Annotated in this window: 12 protein-coding genes; 5 read left to right on the plus strand and 7 right to left on the minus strand. The window is 49.5% G+C overall.

Going from position 1 to position 11,935, the window contains the following annotated elements:
* Window positions 1–40: 40 nt before the first annotated feature.
* Window positions 41–529: a lysozyme inhibitor LprI family protein gene (locus AACU19_RS12930; protein WP_001297434.1), complete on the minus strand. Its 489-nt coding sequence runs from the start codon at window positions 527–529 to the stop codon at window positions 41–43.
* A 90-nt stretch (window positions 530–619) separates the two neighbouring features.
* Between AACU19_RS12930 and yecV the strand changes: the two genes are divergently transcribed.
* The gene (gene yecV, locus AACU19_RS12935; RefSeq protein WP_211180499.1) at window positions 620–664 is read left to right on the plus strand and encodes a protein YecV; all 45 of its coding nucleotides are present in this window, start codon (window positions 620–622) and stop codon (window positions 662–664) included.
* A gap of 41 nt (window positions 665–705) precedes the next feature.
* On the opposite strand, the gene argS is transcribed toward yecV, so the two are convergent.
* Window positions 706–2,439, minus strand: a complete 1,734-nt coding sequence (gene argS, locus AACU19_RS12940) for an arginine--tRNA ligase (protein WP_039020715.1) — start codon at window positions 2,437–2,439, stop codon at window positions 706–708.
* 215 nt (window positions 2,440–2,654) lie between these two features.
* On the opposite strand from argS, the gene AACU19_RS12945 reads away from it, so the two are divergent.
* From AACU19_RS12945 to torZ, 4 genes are all read left to right on the plus strand, one after another.
* Window positions 2,655–3,221: a VOC family protein gene (locus tag AACU19_RS12945; RefSeq protein WP_105278990.1), complete on the plus strand. Its 567-nt coding sequence runs from the start codon at window positions 2,655–2,657 to the stop codon at window positions 3,219–3,221.
* A gap of 13 nt (window positions 3,222–3,234) precedes the next feature.
* Window positions 3,235–3,981, plus strand: coding sequence for a copper homeostasis protein CutC (cutC, locus tag AACU19_RS12950; protein WP_105278991.1), 747 nt, complete (start codon window positions 3,235–3,237; stop codon window positions 3,979–3,981).
* 385 nt (window positions 3,982–4,366) lie between these two features.
* On the plus strand, window positions 4,367–5,467 hold the full coding sequence (locus tag AACU19_RS12955) for a NapC/NirT family cytochrome c (protein ID WP_105278992.1): 1,101 nt from the start codon (window positions 4,367–4,369) through the stop codon (window positions 5,465–5,467).
* A 24-nt stretch (window positions 5,468–5,491) separates the two neighbouring features.
* Entirely contained in the window at window positions 5,492–7,921 is a 2,430-nt protein-coding gene (torZ, locus tag AACU19_RS12960; RefSeq protein ID WP_105278993.1) for a trimethylamine N-oxide reductase TorZ, read from the plus strand.
* 164 nt (window positions 7,922–8,085) lie between these two features.
* Here the strand turns inward: torZ and cmoB are convergent, their stop codons facing one another.
* From cmoB to AACU19_RS12985, 5 genes are read right to left on the minus strand one after another with little or no spacing between them, the layout of a single operon-like run.
* Entirely contained in the window at window positions 8,086–9,057 is a 972-nt protein-coding gene (gene cmoB, locus AACU19_RS12965; RefSeq protein WP_000564757.1) for a tRNA 5-methoxyuridine(34)/uridine 5-oxyacetic acid(34) synthase CmoB, read from the minus strand.
* Complete coding sequence (gene cmoA / locus AACU19_RS12970) at window positions 9,054–9,797, minus strand: carboxy-S-adenosyl-L-methionine synthase CmoA (RefSeq protein WP_000019597.1); 744 nt, start codon at window positions 9,795–9,797, stop codon at window positions 9,054–9,056. Before cmoA ends, cmoB begins: the two co-directional genes overlap by 4 nt.
* A gap of 40 nt (window positions 9,798–9,837) precedes the next feature.
* Entirely contained in the window at window positions 9,838–10,233 is a 396-nt protein-coding gene (locus AACU19_RS12975) for an MAPEG family protein (protein ID WP_000252980.1), read from the minus strand.
* Between the two features lie 52 nt (window positions 10,234–10,285).
* Window positions 10,286–11,104 (minus strand): DUF72 domain-containing protein, encoded by an 819-nt coding sequence (locus AACU19_RS12980; protein WP_000639288.1) that lies wholly within the window; start codon window positions 11,102–11,104, stop codon window positions 10,286–10,288.
* Window positions 11,101–11,667: a hydrolase gene (locus AACU19_RS12985; RefSeq protein ID WP_000891621.1), complete on the minus strand. Its 567-nt coding sequence runs from the start codon at window positions 11,665–11,667 to the stop codon at window positions 11,101–11,103. Before AACU19_RS12985 ends, AACU19_RS12980 begins: the two co-directional genes overlap by 4 nt.
* Between the last annotated feature and the right edge of the window lie 268 nt (window positions 11,668–11,935).

Genomic DNA, 11,935 nt, shown 5'->3' on the forward strand with positions numbered 1-11,935 from the left:
CAGGAATAGCTTGCAACAAAACATGCCAAAAATATGTGAATTATCCTCTTGTCAAAGGGCTTGGATAAAAATCTTCAGAGTTACGGTATAACTGCAACTGGCGAGTTCGCGTATTGGTCTGTATGATCATACATGAGAGCCATTCTGATTCAGAATAAGGGTCACTTAAATCCTGAACGTCTTCATTTGAAAGGATTAATTCACATTCTTTGTCCCTAAAATCCAGCCAGGCTCGTTGTGATTTTTTAAGCAAGTTAAGTTGTTCGGTATCAGGTTTTTTGACACCTGTGCGTGGTACTTGTTCTATATAACGATAAGCTTCACCATAAGCTTTATTTAATTGCGCATCGACGAGATTGTATTCTTGTCGCAGGCATGATTTGATCACGTTAATGTCAGTATCATCATCTGAATTTTTTTGCCAACAATCTTTGATGGCTGAAATGTCATGGTCATTGACTATAACCGTATCTTCTGCGTAAGCCTGGCAAGAGATAATGCCTAATGTTAATACAAGAAATTTAAACACTGCGGTATTCCTTAAATTCAACCGTTATCGTTTCCCTGGGGCCGGATATTACGCTTCTGGCCTCTTATCCAACAGTGAGAAAACAGTGGCATGTCCATTTTCAGAATACATTTAGATGGCAATAAAAAAGCCTGATCAGGTAACCCTGATCAGGCTTCACTCTCACGAAAAATCGATTACATACGCTCTACTGTCTCAATACCCAGCGTATCCAGGCCCAGCTTCAGCGTCTTCGCCGTCAGTTGTGCCAGTTTCAGACGACTGTTACGCACTTCTTCGTTTTCTGCGCTGAGGATCGGGCAGTGCTCGTAGAAGCCAGAGAACAGACCGGCCAGATCGTACAGGTAAGCACACATTACATGCGGCGTGCCTTCACGGGCAACCACGGTGAGGGTTTCTTCAAACTGCAGCAGGCGAGCTGCCAGTTGTGCCTCACGATCTTCACGGATGATTACCGGGGCTGCAGCCAGTTGCTCTTCGTTAATTTCTGCTTTACGGAACACGGACAATACACGCGTGTAAGCATACTGCATGTATGGCGCGGTATTACCCTCAAACGCCAGCATGTTGTCCCAGTCGAAGATGTAGTCAGTGGTACGGTTTTTGGATAGATCTGCGTATTTAACCGCACCAATACCAACCGCATTAGCCAGTTTTTCCAGCTCATCGGCTGGCATATCCGGGTTCTTCTCTGCCACCAGACGGCGTGCGCGTTCCAGGGCTTCATCCAGCAGATCGGCCAGTTTCACCGTACCGCCAGCACGCGTTTTGAACGGTTTGCCGTCTTTGCCCAGCATCATGCCGAACATATGGTGTTCCAGCGGTACGGATTCCGGCACATAGCCTGCTTTACGGACGATCGCCCACGCCTGCATCAGGTGTTGATGCTGACGGGAGTCGATGTAATACAGCACGCGATCGGCATGCAATGTTTCATAACGATATTTCGCACAGGCGATATCAGTGGTGGTGTAGAGATAGCCACCATCTTTCTTCTGAATGATCACGCCCATCGGTTCGCCTTCCTTGTTTTTGAACTCATCAAGGAATACGACGGTTGCGCCTTCGCTTTCTACAGCCAGACCTTTGGCTTTGAGATCAGCCACGATACCCGGCAGCATCGGGTTGTACAGGCTTTCGCCCATCACGTCATCACGAGTCAGCGTCACGTTCAGACGATCGTAGGTGATCTGGTTCTGCGTCATGGTGATGTCGACTAGTTTGCGCCACATCTCACGGAAGTATTCGTCACCGCTTTGCAGTTTTACCACGTAGTTACGTGCACGCTCAGCGAACGCTTCATCTTCATCGTAATGCTTTTTCGCATCGCGGTAGAAACCTTCAAGATCAGCCAGCTCCATTTCACCGGCATTTTCCTGCTGCTGCTTTTCCAGCCATGCAATCAGCATACCGAACTGAGTGCCCCAGTCGCCGACGTGGTTTGCGCGAATCACTTTGTGACCGAGGAACTCCAGAGTACGAACTGCTGCGTCACCAATAATGGTAGAGCGCAGGTGACCAACGTGCATCTCTTTCGCCACGTTTGGCGCAGAGTAGTCAACCACAATGGTCTGTTTTTCTGGCGTAGCAACACCGAGACGATCGGACGCCAGCGCCTGCTGAACATGTTCAGCCAGGAATGCCGGATCAAGGAAAATGTTGATAAAGCCAGGACCCGCGATCTCAACTTTGCTGGCGATACCGTTAAGATCCAGATGAGTCAGCACCTGCTCTGCTAATTGTCGCGGTGCCATACCCAGTTTTTTAGCAACTGCCATCATGCCGTTAGCCTGATAGTCGCCGAACTGAACTTTTGCTGACTGACGAACCTGCGGTTCGCAATCCGCAGGCGCGCCTGCCGCAATCATGGCCTGACGGACTTTTTCTGAGAGAAGAGCCTGAATATTCACCGGAATACCTTACATTGATGAAGCGAGCAAAAATTGCCCGCACCAGTTAAAGAAATTAGGGCGGGAGTATACTGCAAATGGCTGTTTTCGTCAGCAACGTGCGCGTGGTGTATTGCCGTTTTCACTATTGCATCAGAAGCGGCGTGAAATCAGCGGTTGGTTGGCGCAGGGCAACAGGGTAAATTAACGCTTTTACTGAAAGACGAAGAGTGATTATGGCGAACTGGCAATCTATCGACGAGCTGCAGGATATTGCATCGGATTTACCGCGATTTACCCACGCATTAGATGAACTTTCCCGCCGTCTGGGGTTGGATATCACTCCACTGACTGCCGATCACATTTCTTTGCGTTGCCATCAAAACGTCACCGCTGAACGCTGGCGTCGCGGGTTTGAACAGTGCGGCGAGCTTTTGTCAGAAAATATGATCAATGGCAGGCCGATTTGTCTGTTTAAATTGCATGAACCGGTACAGGTTGCGCACTGGCAGTTTTCCATTGTGGAGCTACCGTGGCCCGGGGAAAAACGTTACCCGCACGAAGGTTGGGAACATATTGAAATCGTTCTGCCGGGCGATCCAGAAACGCTGAATTCCCGTGCGCTGGCATTGTTTTCTGATGAAGGACTCAGCCTGCCGGGGATCTCAGTTAAAACCAGTTCGCCAAAAGGTGAGCATGAGCGATTACCGAATCCGACGCTGGCGGTCACCGATGGCAAAACGACCATTAAATTTCATCCGTGGTCCATTGAAGAGATCGTTGCCAGCGAGCAGTCGGCGTAATTAAGGAGCAAAAATGGCATTACTGGAAATTTGCTGTTACAGCATGGAATGCGCGCTAACGGCGCAGCAAAACGGCGCAGACAGAGTTGAATTATGCGCAGCCCCAAAAGAGGGGGGCTTAACGCCGTCGTTGGGGGTATTGAAATCCGTGCGCCAGCGGGTGACGATCCCTGTGCATCCAATTATTCGCCCACGCGGTGGTGATTTTTGCTACAGCGACGGTGAGTTTACCGCCATTCTTGAGGATGTGCGCACAGTCCGCGAATTAGGTTTTCCTGGACTGGTGACGGGCGTTCTCGATGTTGACGGGAATGTCGATATGCCACGAATGGAAAAAATAATGGCTGTTGCCGGTCCGCTGGCAGTGACTTTTCATCGCGCCTTCGATATGTGCGCTAACCCTTTAAATACACTCAATAATCTTGCGGAATTGGGCGTTGCTCGGGTACTGACATCAGGGCAAAAATCAGACGCACTGCAAGGTTTATCAAAAATTATGGAACTTATTGCCCATGGTGATGCTCCAATCATTATGGCCGGAGCAGGAGTCCGTGCAGAAAACCTGCACCACTTCCTCGATGCCGGAGTGCTGGAAGTCCATAGCTCCGCGGGAGCGTGGCAAGCCTCACCAATGCGTTATCGTAATCAAGGATTGTCCATGTCATCAGATGCACACGCGGACGAGTATTCGCGTTATGTCGTAGACGGGGCGGCGGTTGCAGAAATGAAAGGAATCATTGAACGCCGTCAGGCCAAATGATTTTTACCGTTGCATCATGTCGCCCAATATGATGCTTGCTCGTACCAGGCCCCTGCAATTTCAACAGGGGCCTTTTTTTATCCCCGAGAAGTATAAAAAACGAACGATTTCTGTGATCAGTTGAGCGCGTGACAGTGCGCATAGCGTTGTGCTAAAAATTTTTATATATTCATATTAATTATGTAATTTAAATTACTAAAACTGACAAATATATATTCTAAATAACAACTGGGTTATTCCTTAGCAATTAATGATTACATTGTAATAAATCATATTCTTTATCGATTATTTCAGGCAGTGTTGTGCCGAATTATGCAAGCGGTCAATTCGTTGTATATTTAATTATACAATGATTTCGGTGTTCTGGAATTAATTAGAGGAATCTATGCGAGGGAAAAAACGCATTGGGTTATTATTTTTGCTGATAACGGTTGTGGTTGGTGGCGGCGGGTTATTACTGGCGCAAAAAGCCTTACATAAAACGTCGGATACCGCATTTTGCCTTTCCTGCCACTCGATGAGTAAACCTTTTGAGGAATATCAGGGAACTGTCCACTTTTCTAACCAGAAAGGGATACGTGCGGAATGTGCCGATTGCCATATTCCAAAGTCAGGGGTGGATTATTTATTTGCTAAATTAAAAGCTTCTAAAGATATTTATCATGAATTTGTTAGCGGCAAAATAGACAGTGACGATAAGTTCGAAGCGCATCGTCAGGAAATGGCCGAAACAGTATGGAAAGAATTAAAAGCAACTGATTCTGCAACGTGTCGTAGTTGCCATTCTTTTGATGCCATGGATATTGCCTCGCAAAGTGAATCTGCGCAGAAAATGCATAACAAAGCGCAAAAGGACGGCGAAACCTGTATCGATTGTCATAAAGGCATTGCCCATTTTCCACCAGAAATAAAAATGGATGACAACGCGGCGCATGAGCTGGAAAGTCAGGCCGCTACTTCAGTTACCAATGGCGCACATATTTATCCTTTCAAAACTTCTCGCATAGGCGAGCTGGCTACCGTGAATCCTGGTACCGATCTCACCGTCGTTGATGCCAGTGGCAAACAGCCGATCGTTCTGTTGCAGGGTTATCAAATGCAGGGCAGTGAAAACACGCTCTACCTGGCGGCAGGTCAACGGCTGGCGCTAGCCAAATTAAGTGAAGAAGGTATCAAGGCGTTAACGGTAAACGGGGAATGGCAGGCTGACGAATACGGCAATCAATGGCGTCAGGCGTCTTTACAGGGTGTGCTTACCGATCCCGCATTAGCGGACCGTAAACCGCTATGGCAATACGCTGAAAAACTTGACGATACCTATTGCGCTGGTTGCCATGCCCCTATTGCCTCCGACCATTACACCGTCAATGCATGGCCGTCCATTGCCAAAGGAATGGGGGCGCGAACCAGCATGAGCGAAAACGAACTGGACATTTTGACGCGGTACTTCCAGTACAACGCCAAAGATATTACCGAGAAACAGTGATCCTCGTTGATCAGGGAGGAAGTTATGACATTAACAAGACGTGAATTTATTAAACACAGCGGTATTGCCGCTGGGGCGCTGGTGGTGACATCGGCTGCACCGTTACCTGCATGGGCAGAAGAGAAGGGCGGCAAAATCCTCACCGCAGGCCGTTGGGGAGCGATGAACGTAGAAGTGAAGGATGGCAGGATTGTTTCTTCGACAGGCGCGCTGGCGAAAACCATACCAAACTCCTTACAGTCTACAGCGGTGGATCAGGTACACACCACGGCGCGTATTCAGCATCCGATGGTGAGAAAAAGCTTTCTTGATAATCCACTGCAACCGGCGAAAGGTCGTGGCGAAGATACTTATGTACAGGTGAGCTGGGAACAAGAATTAAAACTTATTCATGAGCAACACGATCGCATTCGCAAAGCTAACGGACCATCGGCCATTTTTGCCGGATCTTACGGCTGGCGCTCTTCTGGCGTGTTACATAAAGCGCAAACCTTACTGCAACGTTATATGAATCTTGCGGGCGGTTATTCAGGGCATAGCGGCGATTATTCAACCGGGGCGGCACAGGTAATCATGCCGCACGTGGTGGGTTCCGTGGAGGTGTATGAACAGCAGACCTCCTGGCCACTGATTCTGGAAAACAGCCAGGTTGTGGTGCTGTGGGGGATGAACCCGCTGAATACCTTAAAAATTGCCTGGAGCAGTACCGATGAGCAAGGGCTGGAATACTTCCATCAGCTGAAAAAATCTGGCAAACCAGTGATTGCCATTGATCCTATCCGCTCCGAAACCATCGAATTCTTTGGCGATAATGCCACCTGGATCGCGCCGAATATGGGCACCGACGTGGCACTGATGTTAGGGATTGCACATACCCTGATGACACTAGGCAAACACGATAAAGTGTTCCTTGAAAAATACACCACCGGGTATCCGCAGTTTGAAGAGTACCTCGCAGGTAAGAGCGATAATACGCCGAAGAGCGCGGCCTGGGCGGCGGAAATTACTGGCGTACCGGAAGCGCAGATAGTCAAACTCGCTGAACTGATGGCGGCAAATCGCACAATGCTGATGGCAGGCTGGGGAATTCAACGCCAGCAATATGGTGAACAGAAACACTGGATGCTGGTGACGCTGGCGGCGATGTTAGGGCAGATTGGTACACCGGGCGGCGGGTTTGGTTTCTCTTATCATTACTCAAACGGTGGCAACCCGACGCGTGTTGGCGGCGTGCTGCCGGAAATGTCTGCGGCGATTGCCGGACAGGCCAGCGAGGAAGCTGATGATGGCGGAATGACGGCGATTCCTGTCGCCCGTATTGTTGATGCGCTGGAAAATCCTGGCGGCAAATATCAGCATAACGGTAAAGAACAAACGTATCCGAATATCAAAATGATCTGGTGGGCGGGTGGCGGTAACTTTACCCATCACCAGGATACCAATCGTCTGATTAAAGCATGGCAGAAACCGGAGATGATCGTCGTTTCTGAATGCTACTGGACCGCAGCTGCTAAACATGCAGATATCGTATTACCGATCACCACATCGTTTGAGCGCAATGACTTGACGATGACCGGTGATTACAGCAACCAGCATATTGTACCGATGAAGCAGGCAGTCGCTGCGCAATTTGAAGCGCGTAACGATTTTGATGTGTTTGCCGATCTTGCTGAATTACTCAAACCTGGCGGAAAAGAGATCTATACCGAAGGTAGAGATGAAATGGCGTGGCTGAAATTTTTCTATGATGCCGCTCAGAAAGGTGCGCGTGCGCAACGCGTGACTATGCCGATGTTTAATGCTTTCTGGCAGCAAAATAAACTGATCGAAATGCGCCGCAGCGAGAAGAACGAACAGTACGTTCGTTATGGTGATTTCCGCGCCGATCCGGTGAAAAATGCGCTGGGTACGCCAAGCGGCAAAATTGAGATTTACTCCAAAACGCTGGAAAAATTTGGCTATAAGGATTGCCCGGCACACCCAACCTGGCTTGCGCCTGATGAGTGGAAAGGTTCCGCTGACGAGAAGCAGTTGCAGCTTCTGACCGCACATCCGGCACACCGTTTACACAGTCAGCTTAACTATGCGGAACTGCGTAAAAAATATGCGGTTGCCGATCGTGAACCGATCACTATTCACACCGAAGATGCTGCTCGCTTTGGTATTGCGAATGGCGATCTGGTGCGTGTCTGGAACAAACGTGGTCAGATTCTGACAGGCGCGGTGGTGACTGACGGGATCAAAAAAGGCGTGGTATGCGTGCATGAAGGTGCATGGCCAGATCTGGAAAATGGCTTGTGTAAAAACGGCAGTGCGAACGTGTTAACGGCGGATATCCCCAGCTCTCAGCTGGCAAATGCCTGTGCCGGTAACTCTGCGCTGGTGTATATCGAAAAATATACGGGCAATGCACCGAAGTTAACGGCGTTTGATCAGCCAGCTGTTCAGGCATAAGACGTGAAAAGCGCCCGGAAACGGGCGCTGAGGTTATGCAAACGTAAAACTGCCTGATGCGCTATGCTTATCAGACCTACATAGTCCCTGCAACATATTGAATTAAAAAGGCTTTGTAGGCCGGATAAGGCGTTCACGCCGCATCCGGTAGTAATACCAGACCTTTACGGCTTGCGCGCAATCAGTACCGCGCGTTTAGGCGCAGGATAACCTTCTACCGTCTTACCCGGATCATGCGGGTCGAGAAAATCGGCCAGCGATTCAGTAACCATCCATTCGGTGCGTCGCTGCTCTTCGGTCGTGGTAACGCTCACATCCGCAATGCGGATATCAACAAAACCACACTTCTTCAGCCAGTTTTTCAACGCCAGGGCTGACGGGATGAAATAAACATTGCGCATTTGCGCGTAACGATCGCCTGGTACCAACACTGTGTTTTCATCGCCATCAATAACCAGCGTTTCCAGCACCAGTTCACCTTCATTCACCAGTTGATCTTTTAACTGCCAGAGATGCTCCAGCGGTGAACGACGATGATAAAGCACGCCCATCGAAAAGACGGTATCAAAGGCTTTCAGTGCCGGAAGTTGTTCAATGCCTAACGGCAGCAGATGCGCCCGTTGGTCGTTACCCAATAGTTTACGCACCGCTTCAAACTGGCATAGGAACAGTTGCGTAGGGTCGATACCCACCGCCAGATGTGCGCCTGCGCCAATCATGCGCCACATGTGATAACCGCTGCCGCAGCCGACATCAAGAATGGTGCGCCCGGTTAAATCAGAAAGATGGGGCAGAACACGATCCCATTTCCAGTCAGAACGCCATTCGGTATCGATGTTCACGCCATACAGTGAAAACGGCCCTTTGCGCCACGGCATGAGGTTGCGCATCAGTGTTTCAATGCGCTTAATCTGCCCGGCGCTCAGTGGCTCTTCGCTTTCTGCCGTCACGCTATGTAGTAAATCAAGACGATACGGTTTAATTTCAGGCAGAAATTCCACCGCATTGGACCACTGTTTAAACAGACCGTGCTGCTGTTCGCGCTGCCAGCTGGCAATCTGCGCGGGCAGCGTTTCCAGCCAGTGTGAAAGATGATTTTTGGCAATCAGAGAATAAAAGTTACCAAAGTCGATCATGCAGCGTCCTCTGCTTTTAATGCCACCAGTGAACCAAAGTTAAAGCACTGGAACCATAGCTCGCTATGTTCAAAACCGGCTTGATGCAGGCGAGCTTTATGTGTTTCCACGGAATCGGTCAGCATGACATTTTCCAGCATACTGCGCTTCTGGCTGATCTCCAGTTCACTGTAACCGTTGGCACGTTTAAAGTCGTGGTGCATGTTGAACAGCAGTTCACCAACTTTGGCATCTTCGAAACTGAATTTTTCTGAAAGCACCAGCGCGCCGCCCGGATTCAGCCCTTGATAAATTTTATCCAGTAACGCCTGACGCTCTGAAGGTTCCAGGAATTGCAGGGTAAAATTCAGCACAACCATCGATGCATTTTCAATGGTGATATCGCGAATATCACCTTCAATAACGTCTACTGGCGTAGGGGCTTTATAAGCGTCAATATGACGACGGCAGCGTTCAATCATCGCCGGAGAGTTGTCGATGGCGATAATTTTGCAATTATCATGATGAATATTGCGACGCACTGAGAGCGTCGCCGCGCCCAGAGAACAACCCAGATCGTAAACCTGCGTACCAGGTTGAACGAAGCGTTCGGCTAACATACCAATCATGGAAATAATATTGGAGTAGCCGGGAACGGAACGCTGGATCATATCCGGGAAGACTTCGGCTACCCGTTCATCAAAGGTCCAGTCGCCCAGTCTGGCGATAGGGGCAGAAAATAGCGTGTCGCGGTGAGACATAACGTAAAAATCCGGGAAAAAGAAAGTGGCGTATTGTGCGCTAACGCAGGGAGAAAACCAACTCCCAGGGCATATACCAAAGATTCGCCAGCACCATCAGCAACAGCGCACACCAGGTGGCGCTCATGCCAGAACGTCGCCAGCGGAACAGACGGTGATGAAAACCGTAATAATGCATCAGACGACCAGCAAGCAAAACGATGCCGCAAATATGCACCATCCAGGTTTCTGCGCCATTCATTTCCATAAACAGCATCAACACAATCGCGATGGGAATATATTCCACCGCGTTACCATGAATGCGAATAGCGCTTTGCAGTTCGCTAAAACCGCCGTCACCATAGGCAACGCGGTACTGCATTCGCAGGCGAACGACATCAAAAGAGAACTTCATTAATAACAACGCACTTAAAACGGCATATAGCGCGCTTACCATACAAACTCCCTTTAAAATGGCCGATGGCACCTGTCTATGATAGGTGGCAAATTCAGAAAAGAGAAGATTGCTGTGGAATAGCCGGAACTGCTCCGATCTCTGGAAGTGTTTTACGTAAGCCTTCCCACAGGGTATGTACCAGTTCCGGTGCCTGGGCAATATCTGGCGTATGTAAAAAAAGATAAGGCGTAGTGGTCTGATGCCACTGCGCTAATTTTTGTAACCAGACCTGAAATAATTCCCGGTTTTGCGTCATATCATCACTACCGATAAAACGGATCAGCGGATTTGTCGCCGTCAGCACAGCATGTACGGGAACTTTAGGTTTTTTCCGTTGAGCGTCGCGAATAGCTTCACTGTGTGGGCGTGCTGCATGAACCGGGCGGCTGTCTAAAATCACCCGATTAACGCCGCGCTGATGTAAACCGCGATTAAGTGTTTGTTCCTCTTCCCCTTTGGCGAAAAACTGTGGATGGCGGACTTCCACACCATAATTAAACTCGCCGGGAAGAGAGTCGAGAAAATGCCAAAGCGCAGGCAGATCCCGTGGGCCAAATGTGGCAGGCAGTTGCAGCCAGTATTGCCCAATGCGCGGCGCTAACGGTGACAAGCGAGTCAAAAATTCAGTTACTAAATCATCGCAATGCCGTAATGCTGCCTGATGCGAAATGGTCGCCGGAAACTTAAAACAGAAGCGAAAATTATCTGTGGTCTGCTCACGCCAGCGCAGGACAACCTCGGATTTCGGCAGGGCGTAAAGCGTGGTGTTGCCCTCCACACAGTTAAAGTGGCGGGCATACTCTTCAAGGCTGGTGATCCCCAACCGCACCCATTTAGGATGCGACCATTGCGGCAGACCGATGTAAATCATAATGCGTTGAGGATCTCTTCCACACTGCGCACACGGGCGATGCGTGGGTAGATATGGTTGATGCTGTTATTGTGCTGCTCGGCGCTGGCGGCGCTGCAGGCGTCTTCGGCAATCACCAGATTAAAACCGAGTTCCCAGGCATTGCGGGCGGTGGATTCAACACCGATATTGGTCGAGATCCCACATAATACTATTGTATCGATACCCCGGCGGCGTAATTGCAACTCCAGATCCGTACCGTAAAACGCACCCCATTGACGTTTGATGATTTCGATATCGCTGTCGGTTGCACCTAATGCAGCAGGATGTTGCCACCAGTTTTCGGGTAACACTTTAGCGGGGGAGGGGGCATCAACCGGCTGTTTTAATGCTTCGGCATAATCGGCAGACCAGCCAACGCGCACCAGAAACACGGGCTGACCGCTCGCGCGAAATTTCGCCGCCAGCTTCCCGGCGCGATTAACCACCTCATCGGCAGTATGCGGGCCACCGGCAAAAGGTAAGATGCCTTCTTGTAAATCAATCACCACCAGCGCAGTGGTTTTAGCATTCAGTTCAAGCATGTTGTCTCCTGATAAAACGAAATCGTGCCTTTCACCTTAATGCGATTAGCTGATGGCGGAACGACAAATTTTGTTAATTTTTATGAGTTCGGGCAACACCTTTATAGCAAACTGGCGTAGAGTCTGATTTCAGGCCCGATATAAAGTGGTAACGAGGCGTTCCAGCGCGGGCCAGGCTCTTACGGTGCGGCAGAATTTCCAGTATAATAGCCGCCTTTTTTCATTCAGTTGTGACATACAGCTAACGCTGCGACTTGGTCACCTGCGC

Origin of the sequence: Escherichia sp. MOD1-EC4550 (assembly GCF_963876935.1) — a bacterium.
GTDB lineage: Bacteria > Pseudomonadota > Gammaproteobacteria > Enterobacterales > Enterobacteriaceae > Escherichia > Escherichia coli_F.